This window comes from Sphingobium sp. Leaf26 (assembly GCF_001421665.1).
Taxonomy (GTDB): domain Bacteria; phylum Pseudomonadota; class Alphaproteobacteria; order Sphingomonadales; family Sphingomonadaceae; genus Sphingobium.
Map to the genome: position 1 here is coordinate 371,420 of NZ_LMKV01000001.1, position 19,384 is coordinate 390,803.

Annotated in this window: 23 protein-coding genes; 17 read left to right on the forward strand and 6 right to left on the reverse strand. The window is 63.4% G+C overall.

Annotation, left to right across the window (positions count from 1 at the left end; genetic code table 11):
• Positions 1 to 112: 112 nt before the first annotated feature.
• Positions 113 to 1,048, reverse strand: a complete 936-nt coding sequence (fabD, locus tag ASE85_RS01785) for an ACP S-malonyltransferase (RefSeq protein WP_056684221.1) — start codon at positions 1,046 to 1,048, stop codon at positions 113 to 115.
• A gap of 159 nt (positions 1,049 to 1,207) precedes the next feature.
• Here fabD and ASE85_RS01790 point away from each other — a divergent pair, with 159 nt between their 5' ends.
• The 7 genes from ASE85_RS01790 (at position 1,208) to ASE85_RS01820 (ending at position 8,070) form a co-directional block, all read left to right on the forward strand.
• Positions 1,208 to 2,680, forward strand: a complete 1,473-nt coding sequence (locus ASE85_RS01790) for an efflux transporter outer membrane subunit (protein ID WP_200928277.1) — start codon at positions 1,208 to 1,210, stop codon at positions 2,678 to 2,680.
• On the forward strand, positions 2,670 to 4,199 hold the full coding sequence (locus ASE85_RS01795; protein WP_056682532.1) for an efflux RND transporter periplasmic adaptor subunit: 1,530 nt from the start codon (positions 2,670 to 2,672) through the stop codon (positions 4,197 to 4,199). The genes ASE85_RS01790 and ASE85_RS01795 overlap by 11 nt, the downstream gene beginning before the upstream one ends.
• Before the next feature lie 20 nt (positions 4,200 to 4,219).
• Complete coding sequence (locus ASE85_RS01800) at positions 4,220 to 4,921, forward strand: ABC transporter ATP-binding protein (RefSeq protein WP_056684227.1); 702 nt, start codon at positions 4,220 to 4,222, stop codon at positions 4,919 to 4,921.
• Positions 4,922 to 5,111: 190 nt separating this feature from the next.
• On the forward strand, positions 5,112 to 6,317 hold the full coding sequence (locus ASE85_RS01805; RefSeq protein WP_056682535.1) for an ABC transporter permease: 1,206 nt from the start codon (positions 5,112 to 5,114) through the stop codon (positions 6,315 to 6,317).
• A gap of 129 nt (positions 6,318 to 6,446) precedes the next feature.
• Positions 6,447 to 6,821, forward strand: coding sequence for a hypothetical protein (locus ASE85_RS01810; protein WP_056682538.1), 375 nt, complete (start codon positions 6,447 to 6,449; stop codon positions 6,819 to 6,821).
• Positions 6,822 to 7,153: 332 nt separating this feature from the next.
• Positions 7,154 to 7,546 carry an RcnB family protein gene (locus ASE85_RS01815; protein ID WP_056682541.1) on the forward strand — a complete coding sequence of 131 codons (393 nt, stop codon included), beginning with the start codon at positions 7,154 to 7,156 and terminating at the stop codon, positions 7,544 to 7,546.
• A 104-nt stretch (positions 7,547 to 7,650) separates the two neighbouring features.
• A complete protein-coding gene (locus tag ASE85_RS01820) occupies positions 7,651 to 8,070 on the forward strand; it encodes a BLUF domain-containing protein (RefSeq protein WP_235523154.1) in 420 nt (139 codons plus the stop codon).
• A gap of 11 nt (positions 8,071 to 8,081) precedes the next feature.
• On the opposite strand, the gene ASE85_RS01825 is transcribed toward ASE85_RS01820, so the two are convergent.
• A complete protein-coding gene (locus ASE85_RS01825) occupies positions 8,082 to 9,482 on the reverse strand; it encodes a GntP family permease (protein ID WP_056684233.1) in 1,401 nt (466 codons plus the stop codon).
• Positions 9,483 to 9,738: 256 nt separating this feature from the next.
• Here ASE85_RS01825 and rpsF point away from each other — a divergent pair, with 256 nt between their 5' ends.
• The 4 genes from rpsF (at position 9,739) to ASE85_RS22775 (ending at position 11,785) form a co-directional block, all read left to right on the forward strand.
• Entirely contained in the window at positions 9,739 to 10,182 is a 444-nt protein-coding gene (rpsF, locus tag ASE85_RS01830) for a 30S ribosomal protein S6 (RefSeq protein WP_056682544.1), read from the forward strand.
• Positions 10,183 to 10,195: 13 nt separating this feature from the next.
• Positions 10,196 to 10,420, forward strand: coding sequence for a 30S ribosomal protein S18 (gene rpsR / locus ASE85_RS01835; RefSeq protein ID WP_004212076.1), 225 nt, complete (start codon positions 10,196 to 10,198; stop codon positions 10,418 to 10,420).
• 12 nt (positions 10,421 to 10,432) lie between these two features.
• Positions 10,433 to 11,038, forward strand: a complete 606-nt coding sequence (rplI, locus tag ASE85_RS01840; RefSeq protein WP_056682549.1) for a 50S ribosomal protein L9 — start codon at positions 10,433 to 10,435, stop codon at positions 11,036 to 11,038.
• Positions 11,039 to 11,323: 285 nt separating this feature from the next.
• Positions 11,324 to 11,785 carry a hypothetical protein gene (locus ASE85_RS22775; protein ID WP_156358151.1) on the forward strand — a complete coding sequence of 154 codons (462 nt, stop codon included), beginning with the start codon at positions 11,324 to 11,326 and terminating at the stop codon, positions 11,783 to 11,785.
• A gap of 378 nt (positions 11,786 to 12,163) precedes the next feature.
• On the opposite strand, the gene ASE85_RS01845 is transcribed toward ASE85_RS22775, so the two are convergent.
• Positions 12,164 to 12,457 (reverse strand): hypothetical protein, encoded by a 294-nt coding sequence (locus tag ASE85_RS01845; protein WP_056682552.1) that lies wholly within the window; start codon positions 12,455 to 12,457, stop codon positions 12,164 to 12,166.
• 134 nt (positions 12,458 to 12,591) lie between these two features.
• On the opposite strand from ASE85_RS01845, the gene ASE85_RS01850 reads away from it, so the two are divergent.
• From ASE85_RS01850 to ASE85_RS01870, 5 genes are all read left to right on the forward strand, one after another.
• Complete coding sequence (locus tag ASE85_RS01850; protein ID WP_056682556.1) at positions 12,592 to 12,924, forward strand: hypothetical protein; 333 nt, start codon at positions 12,592 to 12,594, stop codon at positions 12,922 to 12,924.
• On the forward strand, positions 12,921 to 13,145 hold the full coding sequence (locus tag ASE85_RS01855; RefSeq protein ID WP_056682559.1) for a hypothetical protein: 225 nt from the start codon (positions 12,921 to 12,923) through the stop codon (positions 13,143 to 13,145). The genes ASE85_RS01850 and ASE85_RS01855 overlap by 4 nt, the downstream gene beginning before the upstream one ends.
• Positions 13,146 to 13,233: 88 nt before the next feature.
• Positions 13,234 to 14,163, forward strand: a complete 930-nt coding sequence (locus tag ASE85_RS01860) for a DUF808 domain-containing protein (RefSeq protein ID WP_056682562.1) — start codon at positions 13,234 to 13,236, stop codon at positions 14,161 to 14,163.
• 98 nt (positions 14,164 to 14,261) lie between these two features.
• On the forward strand, positions 14,262 to 15,659 hold the full coding sequence (locus ASE85_RS01865; protein ID WP_056682565.1) for an MATE family efflux transporter: 1,398 nt from the start codon (positions 14,262 to 14,264) through the stop codon (positions 15,657 to 15,659).
• 90 nt (positions 15,660 to 15,749) lie between these two features.
• Positions 15,750 to 16,070, forward strand: a complete 321-nt coding sequence (locus ASE85_RS01870; RefSeq protein WP_056682568.1) for a hypothetical protein — start codon at positions 15,750 to 15,752, stop codon at positions 16,068 to 16,070.
• A gap of 109 nt (positions 16,071 to 16,179) precedes the next feature.
• Here the strand turns inward: ASE85_RS01870 and ASE85_RS01875 are convergent, their stop codons facing one another.
• Both ASE85_RS01875 and ASE85_RS01880 read right to left on the reverse strand, forming a co-directional pair.
• Positions 16,180 to 16,950 carry an ABC transporter permease gene (locus tag ASE85_RS01875; RefSeq protein ID WP_056682575.1) on the reverse strand — a complete coding sequence of 257 codons (771 nt, stop codon included), beginning with the start codon at positions 16,948 to 16,950 and terminating at the stop codon, positions 16,180 to 16,182.
• Complete coding sequence (locus tag ASE85_RS01880) at positions 16,947 to 17,879, reverse strand: ABC transporter ATP-binding protein (RefSeq protein ID WP_056682578.1); 933 nt, start codon at positions 17,877 to 17,879, stop codon at positions 16,947 to 16,949. Before ASE85_RS01880 ends, ASE85_RS01875 begins: the two co-directional genes overlap by 4 nt.
• A 128-nt stretch (positions 17,880 to 18,007) precedes the next feature.
• On the opposite strand from ASE85_RS01880, the gene ASE85_RS01885 reads away from it, so the two are divergent.
• Entirely contained in the window at positions 18,008 to 18,649 is a 642-nt protein-coding gene (locus tag ASE85_RS01885; RefSeq protein WP_056682581.1) for an RcnB family protein, read from the forward strand.
• Positions 18,650 to 18,697: 48 nt separating this feature from the next.
• Here the strand turns inward: ASE85_RS01885 and ASE85_RS01890 are convergent, their stop codons facing one another.
• Positions 18,698 to 19,333 carry a class I SAM-dependent methyltransferase gene (locus ASE85_RS01890; protein WP_056682584.1) on the reverse strand — a complete coding sequence of 212 codons (636 nt, stop codon included), beginning with the start codon at positions 19,331 to 19,333 and terminating at the stop codon, positions 18,698 to 18,700.
• Between the last annotated feature and the right edge of the window lie 51 nt (positions 19,334 to 19,384).

Below are 19,384 nucleotides of genomic sequence, written 5' to 3' on the forward strand. Positions count from 1 at the left end.
CCGCGACCCGAAGGCCGACCGCAGGTCAACGCGGGAACCCATCTCCTGACCTTTTGGCCTGTTGCGACGTCGGGAGATGGATCCTCGCCTTCGCGGGGATGACGGGAAAAGTTTAAAATGCCGCCAATGCGGCCTCGATATCGTCCATCGTCACGATGCTGCGCACGGTGGCGTCCGGCGCGATGCGCTTGACCATGGGGCCGAGCACCTTGCCGCCGATTTCCACATATTCGGTCACGCCCGCGTCCCACATCGCGGCGACGGATTCGCGCCAGCGGACGCGGCCCGTCACCTGCTCGACCAGACGCGCCTTGATGTCTTCGGGGTCGGCGATCGGCGCGGCGAGGACATTGGCATAGACCGGCAGCAGCGGCGCGTTGATCGTGGCCTTGGCCAGCGCCGCCTGCATCGCCTCGGCGGCCGGCTGCATCAGCGGACAATGGAAGGGCGCGGACACCGGCAGCAGCACGCCGCGCTTGATGCCATGGTCCCTCACCAAAGCAACCGCCCGTTCGATCGCGCCGCGATGGCCCGAAATCACCACCTGCGAGGGATCATTGTCGTTGGCGACGGTGCACACTTCCCCCTGCGCCGCCGCGTCGGCCAGCGCCTGCGCCTTGTCGATGTCGGCGCCCAGCAAAGCGGCCATCGCGCCTTCGCCCACCGGCACGGCCGCCTGCATCGCCTGACCGCGCAGCTTCAGCAGGCGCGCGGTGGTGGCGATGTCGAACGCCTCGACCGCGCACAGCGCGCTATATTCGCCAAGGCTGTGCCCCGCGACATAATCGCCCTTGTCGCTCAGCGAGAAGCCGCCTTCCTTCTGCATCACGCGCAGCGTGGCGATGGCGTTGGCCATGATCGCGGGCTGAGCGTTCTCCGTCAGGGTCAGGTCGCTGTCCGGCCCTTCCACCATGATGCGGAACAAATGCTGCGACAGGGCGTCATCGACCTCCTGAAACAATGCCTTCGCCGCCGGGCTGGCGTCCGCCAAAGCCTTGCCCATGCCCACCGACTGGCTGCCCTGTCCCGGAAAAAGAAATGCCCGCATGATCTGCTCCAACCCATCGCGCCTGCCGAAAAACGCTGAAAATCAAAATCGTTACACTTTGAGACATAAATGTCATTGAGACGTACACAACCCTGCGGCAGTCAGAGCATGGACGTCTGCCATCGCCTTTCGGCATGGCGCGTGGCGGCCCCTTTAACGATGACGGAGTGCAAGGAAAAGGTGCGATATCGCTTTGCATGGATGAGCGGGACGGCGCTGATGCTGTCCGCCTGCGCAGCGGGGCCGAATTATCATGCGCCGCAAACGAGCGCGCTGGGCGTGCCGGCTACCTATAGCCAGGGCGATAATGCCGCACTGAGCGACGCCGATCTGGCGCAATGGTGGACGCACCTCAACGATCCGGCGCTCAGCGGCCTGATCGACAGCGCGATCGCCAACAATCTGGATATCGTGCAAGCGCAGGCCCGTCTGCGGCAGGCGCGCGAGAGCCTGCGCCAGGCCAATGCCAGCTTCCTGCCGCAGATCAGCGGCTCCGCCAACGGCGGCCGCAATTACAGCAGCCAGGATGCGGGCGGCCGCCTCGACAGCAATGGCAATCCGATCGGCGGCGGATCGTCCAACTGGTCCAGCAGCTATTCGGGGCGCGCCAACGCAAGCTGGCAGATCGACCTGTTCGGGGAACTGGCCCGCTCGTCCGAGGCCGCCCGCGCAGACCTCGCCGCATCGGGCTACGACCTCGCCAATGTGCGGATGACGATCATCTCCGAACTCGTCACCAACTATGTGCAGGCGCGGCTGGCGCAGCAGCAACTGACGATCGCGCGCGAAACGCAGGCAGTGCAGAAGGACAATTATGACATTGCCGGCTGGCGCTTGCAGGCCGGCCTCGTGTCGTCGCTGGACGAGCAGCAGGCCAAGGCGCAACTGGCACAGACCAACGCCAGCATTCCGCAACTGGAGGCCAGCCTGCGCGGCAGTCTGAACCGCATCGCCGTGCTGACGGGGCAGGCGCCGGGCGAAGCCACCCGCGCGCTGGAAACCCCCGCCCCGCTTCCCGTCGCATCGACGCAGATCGCGACCGGCATCCCCGCCGACACGCTGCGCCAGCGGCCCGACGTGCGCAGCGCCGAACGGGCGCTCGCCGCCGCCACCGCGCGGATCGGCGTGGCGCAGGCGCAGCTTTACCCCTCGCTCGGCATCAGCGGCAATATCGGCACCACCTCCAACGCCTTCAAGGATCTGTTCAGCCTGATTACCGGCGGCGTCTTCGGCAATGTGGCGCAGACCATCTTCGACGGCGGCCGGCTGCGGTCGCAGGTGCGGTCGCAACAGGCCGCGACCGACGCCGCCTTCGCCGCCTACAAGCAAAGTGTGCTGGGAGCGCTGGAGGATGTCGAAAATGCGATGGCCTCACTCGACAGCGCGCGGCGGCGCAAGGTCGAATTCGCCACCGCTTATGAGGCGTCGAACAATGCCGCGATATTGGCGCGCAGCCAGTATCAGGTCGGCCTGATCGATTTCCAGACGCTCTCGACCAGCGAAACCACCATATTGAACGCGCGCAACAGCCTGGCTTCCGCGCAATCCGACGAAGTTCTGGCCATCGCCCAACTCTATAATGCGCTGGGCGGCGGCTGGCAGACCATGGACAATCGCCCCAATGAGCAATGATGTGACCCCGGACAAGGATCTGAGCGACTTCCTCGGCGAAAAGCCGGAGAAACCGTGGCGCAAATGGGTGATACGGGGCGGCGCAGGCGTCGTCCTGCTGATCCTCGTCCTGCTTGTCGCCAAATGCTTTTCGGGCGAGGACAAGCCCAATTACGCGACCCGCGAAGTGCGGCAGGGCGACCTGACGGTCAGCGTCTCCGCCACCGGCAACCTCAAGCCCATCAATCAGGTCGATGTCGGGTCCGAACAGTCCGGCAAGATCACCGCCGTCTATGTCGATGTGAACGACCGCGTGACCAAGGGGCAGAAGCTCGCCGAACTGGACACCCGCCGCCTGGTCGACACGGTCAACCAGAATCAGGCGCAGGTCGCGTCCAGCCAGGCCAGCGTCGCGCAGGCGCAGGCGCAGGTGGCGCTCGCCAAGGCAACGCTCGACCGGCAGGAAAGCGTGTTCAAGCTGTCGGGCGGCCGCGTGCCGGCCAAGACCGAACTGGATTCGGCCCGCGCCGACTATCAGGGCGCGCTCGCCAGCCTCCGTTCGGCACAGGCGCAGGTGAATGTGTCCCGCGCGCAGCTTTCCTCGGCGCAGACCAACCTGTCGATCGCCCAGATCGTCTCACCCGTGAACGGCGTGGTCCTGTCGCGTGACATCGAACCGGGCCAGACGGTCGCCGCCTCGCTGAACGCGCCGGTCCTGTTCACGCTGGCCGAAGACCTGACGCAAATGGAAGTCGAAGTGTCGGTGGATGAAGCCGATGTCGGTCAGGTGAAGGAAGGGCAAAGCGCCAATTTCGCCGTGGACGCCTTCCCCGGCCGCACCTTCCCGGCGACGGTCACGCGGGTCAATGTCGGGTCGAACGCCAGCAGCAGCTCGTCGTCCTCTTCCAGCACGACGACGACCAGCACGACCGGCACGGTGGTCGCCTATACGGCGGTGCTGTCGGTGAATAACAGGGATGAGACGCTGCGCCCCGGCATGACCGCGACGGCGGACATCGTGACGCAGGAACTGCATGACGTCCTGCTCGTCCCCAACAGCGCGCTGCGCTTCAAGCCGAGCGCCGGCAAGCAGGGCGGCGGCATTGCCAGCGTCCTGCCCGGTCCCGGCCGGATGCGGCGCGGCGGTGCCAATCGTCAGGTCAAGTTCGGCGCGGGCAGCAGCCAGACCGTCTATGTCGTGGGCGAGGATGGCACTCCCAAAGCGGTGCAGGTCACCGTGGGCGCCAGCGACGGATCGCGCACCGCCATCACCGGCGGCGAGCTGAAGGCCGGCGCGCGGGTCATCACCGGCCAGTTGGCGGCAGGCCAGCAGGCACCGGCCGAAGACCAGAAAGCCGATCAGCCCGACGCCAGGGCCCCGGACCGGCAGCGCAACCCGTCGACCGACGGATCGCCCGCCACCGTTGGCAAGCTCGGCAATTCGGGCGACGCCGCGCCCGAAACCGCGCCGGTCGCGCCATCGGGCGCACAGCCTGCCCCTGGCCAGACGCGCGGCACCGGTCGCCAGAGCGGGACCTGATCGCCATGGGCGCTGATCCCATCATCTCTTCTCCCATTATCTCCTTAAGGGGCGTCACCAAAGTCTATGGCGAAGGGCCGACCGCGTTTCAGGCGCTCAAGGGCGTGGACCTCGACATCCAGCAGGGCGATTTCGTCGCCGTCATGGGGCCGTCAGGGTCGGGCAAGTCGACCACGATGAACATACTGGGCTGCCTCGACGTGCCGTCCGGCGGCACCTATTTGTTCAAGGGCCATCATGTGGAGACACTGGACCGCGACCAGCGGGCGCTGCTGCGCCGCCGCTATCTCGGCTTCGTGTTTCAGGGCTTCAATCTGCTGTCGCGCACCACCGCGCTGGAAAATGTCGAACTCCCCCTGCTCTATCGCGGCGAGGACAAGAAGACCCGCTACGACATGGGCATGGCCGCGCTCGACAAGGTGGGCCTGAAGGACTGGTGGGACCATACCCCCGCCGAACTGTCCGGCGGGCAGCAGCAGCGCGTCGCCATCGCCCGCGCCATCGTCACCCAGCCCGACGTGCTGGTGGCGGACGAGCCGACTGGCAACCTCGATTCCCAGCGTTCGATCGAGATCATGGAATTGCTGACCGACCTCAACAGGAATAGCGGCATCACCGTGCTGATGGTGACGCACGAACCGGACATGGCGGCCTTCGCCCGCACCATCGTCCATTTCCGCGACGGTCTGGTCGAAAGCATCGAAGCGGGGGTGGCGGCGTGAGTCTGCAAGCGGCAAGCCTTCTCCCTCAAGGGGGAGAAGGATACGCAGCCTTGGGCGCGCAGCGACTTAGGCGGAGTTGGAAGAGGGGGATATGCCCTCGCGTCAGGTCGCGCGCCCCTCTCCAAGCGCCGCTAGCCAGCAAGCTGGCAAGCTCCGCTATCCTCTCCCCCAAAGGGCGAGGAACATCGGGATGCTAGGCACCACCGTCATCCTCGCCTTTCGCGCGATCAACCGGCACAAGCTGCGCAGTTTCCTGACCACGCTGGGCATCATCATCGGCGTGGCGGCGGTCGTCACCATGGTGACGCTGGGCAATGGCGCCACGGCGGCCGTGCGCGAACAGATCAGTTCGCTGGGCGCCAATGTGCTGCAACTGCGTCCGGGACAGGGCTTTGGCCGTGGCGGCGGCGGGCCGCGTCCGCCCGACTTCAAGGAACGCGACCTCACCGCCATCGAAAACCAACTGACAGGTGTGCGCGCCGTGGCCCCGGTGGTGCAATCGAGCGGCACCGCCATCTATGAAGGCAATAACTGGTCCACCACCGTCTATGGCACGACGTCCGCCTATTCGGAGGTACAGTCGTGGAAAGTGGCGGACGGCCGCCTGTTCCTGCCGGAGGAAGAGGAAGCGGGCAAATCCGTCTGCATCATCGGCAACACGGTGCGCACCAACCTGTTCCAGGGGGCCGAGCCGGTCGGCCAGCGGATGCGGATCAAGGGCGTGTCCTGTCAGGTCGTGGGCGTGCTCGCCACGCGCGGCCAGGGCGGGTTCGGCGATCAGGACGATGTCGTCGTCATGCCGATCAAATTCGTGCAGCGCCGCTTCACCGGCGACCGCGACATCAGCCAGATCATGGTCGCGGTCGACGACGCCTATGACACCAGCACGGTGCAGGCCAGCCTTGAGGAACTGATGCGCGAACGACGCAAGATCAAGGACGGGCAGGAGGATAATTTCAACGTCTTCGACACCAAGCAGATCAGCGACACGCTGACCGGCACGACCACCATCCTGACCCAGATCGTAGGCGCGGTGGCGGCGATATCGCTGCTGGTCGGTGGCATCGGCATCATGAACATCATGCTGGTATCGGTGACGGAACGGACCCGCGAAATCGGCATCCGCCTTGCCATCGGCGCGGTCGCGCGCGAGGTGCTGATGCAGTTTCTGGTCGAGGCGATCGTGCTGTCCTGCCTGGGCGGCCTTATCGGCCTGTTCCTGGCGTTGATCGCGTCGGTCGCCATCGCCCCGCTGATGCAGGTGCCCTTCCTGTTCGACGTGAAAGTCAACGCCATCGCCTTCCTGTTCTCCGCCGCGATCGGCGTGGTGTTCGGCTATTTCCCGGCCCGACGGGCAGCAGCGCTCAACCCGATCGACGCACTAAGGCATGAGTGAGGGCAAGGCGGCTGGAGAGTGGCGAAGTCGACGGGTGCGATAACGACCATTTGGATCCGTTGGGAATGCGTGCACGCCAGCCCGATACCAGACATTGTGCTGTCGTGATATTTGGCTGATGATGCAGTCGTGAATAAGCCCACCCTCGCCAAGATCGTTTTCATCCCTACGTTCTTCGCAGGTTTGCTCGGGTATTGGAGCGCGTTTCCACCTAGCGAGCCAATTGGGTCAGCCAATGGCACCTACGCGAGTGCCTGTTGTGGCTCACTAAAATTAGAAAACGGCCAGATGTTTTTGCGGAAGCAACAAGTTAGTTATGTGGTCGAACACGATAAGGTCGGCCGCTATGTGCTTCCCGCTGCCTACGTCGGTGTGTCCGATGCAGATCGGGTTAGCATCGACAGGGCGAAAAGCGCCTTGAAGCTTCGGCTCGATGATAGCTCGACGCCGATGACAATCGAGCTTTCTGGCCGATTGAGGACAGTGAAATTTCGCAGAAGTTGATAATTACAGCTTTTGCCCCCACGGCATAGTAAAGCCGACAGCCCGCCATCCACCCCATCTCGCCCACATGGTGGTGACGGCCACCTCGCCGAACTGATCGCCCTCATCCTCAACGCAAAAGCCTCGCCGCCCATACCGCAGGCTCGTCGATCCACACCCGCGAATCCCCACCAATTCCGTCCTTCCTGAACAACGGTTCAGCTTAAATTTCAATCTGTTACAATTTCCGACACTCTTTCCCCTTCCGCGACACATCTGCGCGACAAGCGCCGCCTATCTCTGTCTTCGACGCCACGCAAAAGGCGCCCTTAACAAGGCAGAAGGAGCACAACATGTTCAAGAAGATCCTCATGGCCCTGGCCACCACCACCCTGGTCGCCAGCCCCATCGTCACCGCGCAGGCGCAGGCGCAGAGCCATGTCGCCCAGCATCGCCAGGTCGAAACCCGCAAGGTCATCAAGCAGAAGCCCAATGGCCGCACCGTCGTCAAGAAGCAGACCGTCGTGCGCAAGAATGCGCCCCGCTACAACAGCCATCGCTGGGCCAAGGGGCAGCGCTTCGACCGTCGGCAGGCCAGCAACTATCGGGTGATCAGCAATTATCGCGACTATCGCCTGTCGGCCCCGCCGCGCGGCCAGCAGTGGGTGCGTTCGGGCAATGACGCGGTGCTGATCGCGATCACCAGCGGCCTGATCGGCGCTGTCGTCGGCAACGCGATCCGTTAAGCAACGCCACCCCCGAAGGCTTCGCGCCTTCGGGGGCTTTCATGATCTGCATCAAGTAGCGGATTTGAAAGGATTTCACATTAAAGCCTGCGTAGCCGGGGGGCGTGAAATCGGAACAGGCCATGTCGTTGCACCAGATCATGTATATCAGCAGCACCACCGGTCCACTCAGTTCGGCGGACTGCGCCGTCATTGCGCGCAACTCCGCACGGCGGAACAGCGCGGACGATGTGACGGGGCTGCTCCTGTTCAACAGCCGCCGTTTTTTGCAGGTATTGGAAGGCCCGAAGGACGCCGTCGAGCGCGTCTATGCCCGCATCGCGCGCGACGGGCGGCACGGCGCGCTGGTCAAGCTGCGCGAAAAGACGATCGAACAGCGCGAGTTCGGCGAATGGGGCATGGCCTATGACGATGCCGATCACCCTTCCCAAAGCCTGAAGGACAAGGTTTCCGCGCTGCTCGACAAGGCCGGTCCGTCCACCCGCGCCCATTTCATCGGGTCGGCGGAAATGCACCGTAATTAACCCAAAACGGATCAGACCAGCCCGGTCAGATAATAGACCGCGATCACCACGAAGACGGTCAGCGTCTTGATCAACGTCAGCGCGAAAATATCCTTATAGGCCTGCCGATGGGTCAGGCCCGTCACCGCCAGCAAGGTGATGACCGCGCCATTATGCGGCAGGCTGTCCATCCCTCCGCTCGCCATGGAGGCAATCCGGTGCAGCACCTCGCGCGGGATGCCGGCCGCGTCGCCCGCCGCCGCGAACTGGTCCGCCATCGCCGCCAGCGCGATCGACAGCCCGCCGGACGCCGATCCGGTGATGCCCGCCAGCGACGTCACCGTAATCGCTTCATTGACCAGCGGATTGGGAATGGCGCGCAGCGCATCCTTGACCACCAGGAAGCCCGGCAGCGCCGCGATCACCGCGCCGAACCCATATTCCACCGCCGTATTCATCCCCGCCAGCAAGGCCCCGCCGACCGCCGCCTTCGACCCGTCGGCAAAACGCTGCGCCACGGGACGGAAGGCGAAGAGCAGGATGGTGCCGATGCCCGCCAATAACGCGCCCTCCACTGCCCACAGAGCGGAGACCTGCGCCACCTTGACCGCGACCGGCTCCGCCATGCCGGGCAGCGACAGCGTCACCTCCGGCCCGCTCACCCAGCGCGGGATGGCCAGCGTCAGCAACAGATTGCCCACGCCCACCACCAGCAGCGGCAACAGCGCGATCAGCGGATGGACGCGATCCCCCTCATCCCGCTGCTCCGGTTCGTTCACCAGCGTTTCGGGCGCGCCATAGCCCTCCCCCGTCGCCAGCATCGCCCGCCGCCGCCAGCCCAGATAGGCCAGCCCCGTCGTCGCGATGAAGACCGACCCGATCAGGCCCAGCACGGGCGCGGCCCATGTGGTGGTGCCGAAAAAGCTGGTCGGGATGATATTCTGAATCTGTGGCGTGCCGGGCAGCGCGTCCATGGTGAAGGTCAGCGCGCCAAGGCCGATGGTGGCCGGCACCAGTCGCTTGGGAATATCGGCCCGCCGGAACATCTCTGCGGCGAAGGGATAGACGGCGAAGACCGCGACGAACACCGATACGCCGCCATAGGTGAGCAAGGCCGTCACCGCCATGATCGCGGGAATCGCCCGCCCCGCGCCGATGAAGCCGATCACCGCCGTCACGATCGCGCGGGAAAAGCCCGAAATCTCCACCAGCTTGCCGAACAGTGCGCCCAGCAGAAACACCGGGAAATAGAGTTTCAGGAAACTCGCCACCCGCTCCATGAACAGGCCGGAAAAGGCGGCGGGCACAGCGGCGGGATCGGTCAGGAACACCGCCAGCATGGCCAGCAGCGGCGCCATGACGATGACGCTCATTCCCCGATAGGCGGCGATCATCAGCAATATCAGCGATAATGCGGCGATCGCTACAGACATGGTCATACCCCTCTCCCTTGTTGCCCGGCGCAAGCCGGGGTCCAGCTTGGCCAAACGCTCTTCATCAGGCAAGTCAGGTGGGCGTGACACGGGAAACCCCAAGTCCCTTGCTTTCCCCCCCCATTTCAGCCATAGGCGCGCCTTCGCATCGGCTCCGGGGTGACTCGGCGTCATCGCGAAGCATTGAGACGACAGCCGGAGGGGCGTTCCACATGGGGTGGGCGTCAGCGATCGGCCAACAGATGAGGCAATACCCATGGCTCTTTACGAGCATGTGTTCCTTGCGCGCCAGGATCTGGCACAGGCGCAGGTGGATGCACTGGCGGAAACCGCCACGAAGATCGTCGAGGACAACAACGGCAAGGTGACCAAGGTCGAGACCTGGGGCCTGCGTTCGCTCGCGTACAAGATCGCCAAGAACCGCAAGGCACATTATGTGATGCTGAACATCGACGCCCCCGGTGACGTCGTTGCGGAACTGGAGCGCCAGACGCAGATCAACGAAGACATCATCCGCTACATGACCATCAAGGTCGATGAGCTGGAAACCGGCCCGTCGGTGATGATGCGCAAGCAGGACCGCCCTGAGCGCGGCGATCGTGGCCCCCGTGGTGATCGCGGCGACCGTGGCCCCCGTGGTGATCGCGAAGATCGTGGCCCGCGCCGCGACCGCGAAGACGCCGCCCCGGCTGCTGAATAAGGAGATCTGAACCATGGCACGCCCATTTTTCCGCCGCCGCAAGAGCTGCCCCTTCGCCGCCAAGGATGCGCCGAAGATCGATTATAAGGACGTCCGTCTGCTTCAGGGCTTCGTGTCCGAGCGCGGCAAGATCGTCCCCAGCCGCATCACGGCCGTTTCGGCCAAGAAGCAGCGCGAACTGGCCCAGGCCATCAAGCGCGCCCGTCACCTGGGCCTGCTGCCCTACATCGTGAAGTAAGGGGAAAGACCCATGGAAATCATTCTCCTCGAACGCATCGAGAAGCTGGGCGCGATCGGTGACGTCGTCACCGTGAAGGACGGTTACGCACGTAACTTCCTGCTGCCCAACAAGAAGGCCCTGCGCTCCAACAACGCCAACAAGCGCGTTTTTGAAGCCAACCGCGCCAAGATCGAAGCCGACAACGCCGCCCGTCGTGGCGACGCCGAAGCGGCTGCATCGGGCGTCAACGGCAAGCAGATCGTCCTGATCCGCCAGTCGTCGAACGCTGGCCATCTGTACGGCTCGGTCGCCGTCCGCGACGTCGTGGACGCGCTGCACGCCGATGGCGTGACCAACGTCACCAAGGCGATGGTCGTGCTGGAACGTCCGATCAAGACGCTCGGCGTGTTCGACGTCAAGGTCGCGCTGCACCCCGAAGTCGCCGTGACGATCACCGTCAACGTCGCCCGTTCGCCGGAAGAAGCAGAGCTTCAGTCGCAGGGCGTGGACGTGATGGCCGACCTGTTCGAAAAGGACGAGAGCGGCTTCACCGAAGATTATGATCCCAACGCTGAACCGGGCGAAATCGCTTCGGCCAGCAACGACGAAGAAGAAGAGACGGCTGAAGAAGCCTGATCGTCTTCCCGTACGGATCGAACGAGAAAGCCGCCCCGCAACGGGCGGCTTTTTTGTTGGGCGCGGGATGGGTGGGGAGCGGGCTGTCTGCTTACTGCCAATTTGGCCCGATAGCGCATTGCGACATAGGATAAGCAGTCGGTTGACCACGCGGCCCTTCAGGATTTTCTGATCCCTAGTTTACTGAAAGCGAACATTGGCAACGGTATTAATGCTTAAAGCGTGACATTTATTATATCGACAATCGGAGGTAGCACAATGCGATGTGTAGTGCATAACATTGTAATGATTATATCCCTCGCTGGTTGTAACCAGAAAAATCCGACCATTATGAAAATTGGCGAAGCAACATATCAATTTTCCGGCGATGTAGCAGCGCAGGATGAGAAAAGCTTAAGGTATGTTATTATTCGTATCGGCGACACTTCTACTGATCATATCGCCAGAAGCAGCTTCACGTTGGAGTATGATCAATGGACTAATAGTGAGAAGATGGAGGGGGGATTTCCCAACGTAAGAGGTGTCAGCAATTTTCCAAAACTCCGAAACCTTCGGGTTATAGATCGCCCTTGGGGAAGAGTTGTATGCAATCGTCTTGAATTGAAGGATGATTCGAATGATTTGTGCGGCACGACATTCTTAGAGTTCGGCGCGGTATGGCAAGTTAAATTCAAATTTGATAAACTTAAGGAAAACAGAGATATAGTTTCGGAGGCCCGCTTAGTGCTTCGTAAGTTTAGGATATGATTTTCCGTTTGCAGTCATCTGGCAGAAAGCAGACCTAATTAGGTTAGTGACCTGAGGGCCATTTTAAGCCCACCTATCTAAACTATCTGCCGTGATCTTAAATTAACCAATTTCCGTTTTCGAGCAGGGCAGAGCGCCTGCTGGATGACAAATTTTGGTCGCTTGCAGTCATATCTCTTTCGTCATGCCGGGCTTGACCCGGCATCCCGCTTTCTCCGCAAGCATCAGACAAGCGGGGCCTCGGATCAAGCCTAGCCTCAGCCTGCCGAAGGGTCCGGGGTGGCGCAATCCTGCTGAAAGCGGACGAGCGCCGTCGTTACCGGGCGCAGACTCTCCGAACAGGCCTTGCTCCAGAAAAGGACGCCGCCGCAACGGGGGTTAATCCCCGCCCCGCTTGCGCCGCGTCTCCCAGCCCTTCTTCGCCGCCGCTGACCGGTCGGCGGCGGATCGTCGGGCGGACGCCGCACCACCCTTGCGTGCCGAAGCATGGCTATCCGGCTTGCCCCGCCCGGAACCGGACTGGTTGCCACCGCCCGAATCCTTGTTCACGGTAGCCCACGCCCTTGCCTGCGCCTCATTGTGGCCGACTCCGCGATCCTCGTAGCTCTGCTCGATATGCTGCGCCTTGCGCTTCTGCTTGTCGGTGTAGCTGCCCTTGTCACCCTGCGGCATGCTCGCGCTCCTTCCTCGTTCAACACCTGTCCAACTCGCTGTCGCACGCAACGTTCACATCGGTTCGCCATCGGCAGGAAAAGGGGAGCGGGGAAAATGGGGAACGGGGATGCCGGACAAGCGTTCGATCCAGCATGGAAGACCGCTCTCTCATCGAACGGCTGGCGCGCCGTCTGGCGGCCAGTCAACCCGACCAATGGCCGACGCGAGTGGAGGATGCCGCCAGCATCCTCGCCCTCATAAAGGAACCGGACGCGGCGATGCGCGACGCGGGCGATCCCGCGGCATGGGGACTGATGATCGACGCCGCCCTGCGCGAACGTTGGTCACTCCCGTCCGCCGGCACGCAGGAGCAAGAGCCGGGCGGGTCGGACGAGGAAGGCGAAATTCGCCTGACTGCCGAAGCGGTGAGCCATGACCGGGCCGACTGGGTCCATCTCCACCATGGTCAGGCGAAAAATCCATGAAGGGGCTGTTGAAGCTGGCCATCGTCACGGGCCTTGGCGTTTTCGCGGTCAAGGGCTGGCGCGACTGGATGGGCACGGACGCAGACGACGAATCCGTCGGATCGACCGGCTTCATCCGGGAAGCAGTCCCGCAACAGGGCATCGCGCCCGACGACTGGGACAAGGTGGAGGAACAGTCCGACGAAAGCTTCCCCGCCAGCGACCCGCCGGGAAATTATTGAATCCAAGCCGTTCCTTGCTCCCCCGCTACGCGCCCTCTATGAAGCGCGACGGGTGCGACTTGCGCCCACAACAGGGGAAATAAAGACTATGCCTTCGGGTCTGATCGCGCTGCTCGACGATGTGGCGGGGATTGCCAAGCTGACCGCGACTTCGCTCGACGATGTCGCCGCAGCCGCCGGCCGGGCCGGTACGAAGGCCGCAGGTGTCGTCATCGACGATGCCGCCGTCACCCCCAAATATGTCATGGGCCTGACCCCGGACCGCGAACTGCCGATCATCTGGAAGATTGCCAAGGGATCGCTGCGCAACAAACTGCTCTTCCTGCTGCCCGCCGCGCTGCTGATGAGTGCCTTCGCGCCATGGCTGCTGCCACCATTGCTGATGCTGGGCGGCGCATTCCTGTGCTTCGAGGCGGTGGAAAAGCTGCTGGAAGCAGTCCAGGGCGGCCATGACGTCGCCGATGAAGCGGTTAAGGTGCACAGTTCCACCGAACTGGAGGATCAGAAGGTATCGAGCGCGATCCGCACCGACTTCATCCTGTCGGGCGAGATCATGGCGATTTCGCTGGGCACGGTCGCGGCCGAACCGGTGTGGGAACAGGCGCTGATCCTGGTGGTCGTCGCCATCCTCATCACCGCCGGCGTCTATGGCGTCGTCGGCCTGATCGTGAAAATGGACGATATCGGCCTGCACCTCGCCAAGAAGGACGGCGCGGGTACGCAGGCGCTGGGTCGCAGTCTGGTGAAGGCGATGCCGGTGCTGATGGCGTTCCTGTCGGTGGTCGGCACCGCCGCCATGCTGTGGGTCGGCGGCGGACTGATCGTGCATGGCCTGCACGAATTCCACCTCGACCTGATTCCCGGCGCGATCCACCATGTGGCGCAAGGGGCCGCCCATGCCGTGCCGGCGATCGGCGGCTTCCTCGACTGGATGGTCAACGCCATCGGCGGCGCGATCGTCGGGCTGGTCATCGGCGGCATCATCGTGGGCGTGCTGCACCTGTTCAAAAAGCACTGAGGGCTTTAGGGAAACGCCACAACATCCGTTCGTGCCGAGCCTGTCGAAGCATGTGAGCCAAGGTCGGCGTAAAGCCCCCTTCGACAAGCTCAGGGCGAATGGAAGACCATTTCGGATTGCCCAAAGTGACCCATCCTTCCCCTTGGCGTATCGAGGCCGGCGCGCTGATCGCGCTGGCGTTGCCGATGATCGCTGGCAATATCGCCTGGTCGGCGATCGCCGCCACCGATCTGCTGCTGCTCGGCCGGATCGGGGCGGAGGCGGTGGCGGCCGGCGCGCTCGCCATCAACCTGTTCCACGCGCTGTTGCTGTTCGGCATGGGGCTGGTCACCGCCGCCTCTCCCTTGATCGCCAGCGAGAGGGGCCGCCGTCGGCACAGCGTTAGAGACGTGCGCCGCACCGTCCAGCAGACACTGCGCGCCGCCCTCTTCTTCGTCCTCCCGGCCTGGCTCCTGCTGTGGCAGTGCGAGTCGATATTGCTGGCCATGGGGCAGGATGCCGATCTGGCGCGGGAGGCCGGGCATCTGATGCACGGGCTGCAATGGGCGCTGCTCCCCTTCCTTGGCTTCACCACGTTGCGCAACTTCATCGCCGCGCTGGAACGGCCGGTCTGGGGCCTCATCATCATGCTGGCCGCCATCCCCATCAACGTGCTCATGGGCTGGGCGCTGATCTTCGGCCATCTGGGCTTTCCCGCGTTCGGCCTGTTCGGCGCGGGGCTGGCCAGCACGCTCTCCTCCTGCTTTCTCTTCTTCGGCCTGCTGATGGTGATATTGGTCGATCGCCGCTTCCGCCGCTATCGGCTGATGGGCCGGTTCTGGACCCACGATCGCGAACGGCAGCGGCAGGTCTGGGCGCTCGGCCTGCCGATCGCCATCACGCTGGGCTTTGAAACCACCGTGTTCAACGCCTCGGCCTTCCTGATGGGGCTGATCGACCGGGACTCGCTCGCCGCCCATGCGGTCGCGATCCAGATCGCGGCGCTGGTCTTCATGGTGCCGATGGGCATCGGGCAGGCCGCGACCATCCGCGTCGGCATTGCCTATGGGCGGCGCGATCATGCCGGCATCGGCCGGGCCGGCTGGCTGGCGCTGATCATCGGCACCGGTTTCGCTTGCTGTGCCGCCGCGCTGCTGATCCTGATGCCGCGGACCTTGGTGTCCGCCTTCCTCGACCTCGCCAACCCCGCCAATGCCCGCACGGCGGCGCTGGCGGTGAGTTTCCTTGCCGTCGCCGCCCTGTTCCAGTTGGTCGATGCGGCGCAGGCCGTGGGCGCTGGCGTGCTGCGCGGGGTGCAGGATACGACGGTGCCGATGATCTTCGCGCTGATCGGCTACTGGATCGTCGGCATCGGCGTCGGCACCCTGCTCGCCTTCCCGCTCGGCATGGAGGGGCTGGGCATCTGGTTCGGTCTGGCCAGCGGGCTTGGCGCGGTGGCGGTGCTGCTCATCAGCCGCTGGACCCTGCGCGAACGGCTGGGCCTGCTGCCCGCCTGACGGTTCATCGTGGCGATTGCACGGAAGGAACATGGTGCAGCGCACAAAGCAATTGAAAGAATCGTCAAAATCGGTCAGGGAGAGTCCATCATGCAAGCCCCGACCGAGATTTTTGAAGCGATCGCGCTCCAGAAGTGCCTGAAGGTGACCTATAACAAGATGGTCGTCACCCTGGCGCCGCACATCCTCTACACCCGCCACGATGAAATGTTCATCGACGCGGTGACCACTGATCGTGACGGCGCGCCTCCGCGCGAGTTGAAGCTGGGCACGTTCAAGCTGGTCGGCCTGTCGGACATTCAGGTGCTGGATCAGGCGTTCGAGGCGATGTACGGCCTCTACAACGAAACCGACGACAAATATAAGGGCAAGACCCTGTTCGCCGTCACGCCGGAAAGCCAGGCGGCCTGAAAGGGCCAGAGCATTTTGAAGTCATCTGGACCAAATGACGGCTCGCAAAATGCGGAAAACAAATACGCCTGATCTGACAAGCCATCGGGGCGGCCACTGGCCGCCCTTTTCATTTCTTCAATCGATAGCCCGTCCGGAATATCCAGCCGATGATGGCGATGCACAGGATGAGCATGGCCGCGACGAACGCCAGGCTATATTCGATTCGCACGTCGCCCCGGCCGAAGAAGGTCCAGCGAAAGCCTGAGATCAGATAGACGATCGGGTTGAACAGCGTCATCGTGCGCCACGGGTCCGCCAGCATATGGACGGAATAAAAGGCGCCCCCCAGGAACGTCAGCGGCGTGACGACCAGCAGCGGGATCACCTGCAACTGCTCGAACCCCTGCGCCCAGATGCCCAGGATGAAGCCGAACAGGCAGAAGCTGATCGCGATCAACACCATGAACCCCGCCATGGCGAAGGGGTGCGCGATAGGAAGATCGACGAACAGATGCGCGGTCAGGAAGATGATCGTCCCCACGATCAGCGACTTGGTCGCCGCCGCGCCGACATAGGCGATGACCGTCTCCGTCGCGGAAATGGGCGCCGACAGCAGTTCGTAGATGGTGCCGCTATATTTGGGCATGTAGATGCCGAAACTGGCGTTGAAGATGCTCTCCGTCAGCATCGACATCATGATGAGGCCAGGCACGATGAACGCGCCATAGGCGATGCCGTCCACCTCCGTCATGCGCGATCCGATCGCCCCGCCGAACACGACGAAATAGAGCGTCGTCGTGATGACCGGCACCAATAGCCCGGTCAGCCAGGTGCGACGGAACCGGTGCAGCTCGAACTTGTAGATGGACGCGATGGCGTGGAAATTCTGGAGGCTCATGCGGCCTTCTCCTGATGGACGAGGCTCACGAATATATCCTCCAGGCTGCTCTGCTTGGTATTGAGGTCCTTGTAGCCGATGCCAAGATCGCCCAGCTTGCGCAGCAATGACGACACGCCGGTCCGCTCCGCCTGCGTATCGAAGATATACTCGATCTCATGGCCGTCGGCGTTCAGCGTCACGTTCCATTCGGACAGTTCCGCCGGCACCGTCTCCATCGGATCGGCCAGCACGACCGTCAGCGTCTTCTTGCCCAGTTTCTTCATGAGCGCGGTCTTGTCCTCGACCAGCATCAACTCGCCCTTGTTGATCACGCCCACGCGGTCGGCCATTTCCTCGGCCTCTTCGATATAATGGGTGGTCAGGATGATGGTGACGCCGGTCTGGCGCAGTTCGCCGATCAGCTTCCACATGTCGCGGCGCAGTTCCACGTCCACGCCGGCGGTCGGTTCGTCCAGGAACAGGATGCGCGGCTCATGGCTCAGCGCCTTGGCGATCATCACCCGGCGCTTCATCCCGCCCGACAATTCGATGATCCGGTTGTTGCGCTTGTCCCACAGCGACAGGTCGCGCAGGATCTTCTCGACATGCGCATCGTTGCGCGGCAGGCCGAACAGCCCCCGGCTCAGGCGCACCGTGTCGATCACCTGCTCGAACTGGTCGGTATGCAATTCCTGCGGCACCAGTCCGATCGCCGTGCGCGCGCCGCGATAGTCGCGCACGATGTCATGGCCCGCCACGGTCACGCTGCCGCCACTCGCACGGGCGATGCCGCAGATGATGGAGATCATCGTCGTCTTGCCGGCGCCATTCGGCCCCAACAGCGCGAAAATCTCCCCTTCCTCGATGCTCAGATCGACGCCCTTGAGCGCCTCGAAACCCGACGCATAACGTTTCGTCAGGCCTTTAATCTCTATGATGGATGCCATGGATGGCTCTGCCCCTGCTTAGTCGCGCCAAAGATAGGGCTGCGACGCCCGGATACAACCGCATGAAAACCATTGCTCCTGCGTTATGATCGCCATAGCTTCCACTTCCCATAAGTGGAGAAGGCCCCATGAAAAAGGCAGCCCTGTTTCTCTCGATCGCGTTCATCGTCACTCCCGACATCGCTCTGGCGCAGCAACAACTGCAACAGCAGGATCGACCCGGCGCGCAGCGGCCGGCGGCGCGCCCCGCCCCCGCCCGGCCCACACCGCCGCAATCTCAGCGACCAAAACCCCAGCCACCCAGGCCCCAGCCCCCAAGGCCGGGCGGCCCGTCCGTTCAGCCCGTTCGCCCCGGCGGCCCCTCGATTCAGCCGCCCCGGCCCGGCACGGGCGGTCCCGCCATCCAACCGCCGCGTCCCGGCACCGGTGGCCCGTCGATCCAGCCGCCCCGTCCGGGCAGGCCCCAACCGCCGCGCCCGGTAAAGCCGCAACCGCCACACAGGCCCGGCGCCGGCCGTCCACCGCATTTCAAGCCGATCTACCGGCCCGGCTTCCAATATCCCCATGGCTATCGCTATCGCCGCTGGACAATCGGCCTTCTGCTGCCGTCGCTCTTCCTGTCCTCGCGCTATTATTATGACGATTATCGCTATCTGGGCGTCGGTGCGCCGCCGGCTGGCTATCGCTGGATCCGTTATGGCCCCGACCTGCTGCTGGTTCGCATCCGCACCCGTCGCGTGGTCGATGTGATCTACGGCGCCTTCTACTGACGCAAAAAGAGGGGCCGCATCACCCGATGCGGTCCCTCTTCTATTCCATCAGTCCTGCTCGCCGCGCCGGAAGAAGCGGAACACGGTCGCGGGCGGGAAGTTGCGCACGGTCTGACCGGCGCGCACCACGTCCAGCCCCAGCGCCTCCATCACGTCACGATTGACTGGCGGGCGCATCGAATAGGTGAATTGCACGAAACTGCCGCCCGGCCGCAGCATGCGGAAGGATTCGGACAAGATGTCGAAGTGCATGTAGCGATCCATCGCCAGCAGCGGCAGGCCGCTGACCACGGTCTGATAATCGCCCGGTGCGCCAGCGGTCGCGGTCGATACGATTTGCGCCGGCGTCTCCAGGATCGACACCTGCGGGAAATGGCGGCGCAACCCGCGCGCGAAGGCCGGGTTGATCTCCACCACCTCCAGCTTTTCGGGCGACAGGCCGGTTTCCAGAATGGCGCGGGTAAAGACCCCGGTGCCGCCGCCCAGTTCCAGCACACGGCCGCCCTGCGGATCGATCTGCGCCACCATCAGCCGGGCGAGATAGCGGCTGGACGGCACGACCGACGCGGTCTGGCGCGGCTTCTTCAGCCAGGCGGCCAGAAAATCCAGATATTCGGTGGCGCGGGCGCGAAATTCCCCGTTTGGCACGGCGATCGCCCGGCTCCGCTTGGGCTTATGCTGCATAAGCGAAATGCGACCGCTTTCTATTCATCCCCACTCCCTTAGCGAGGTGAA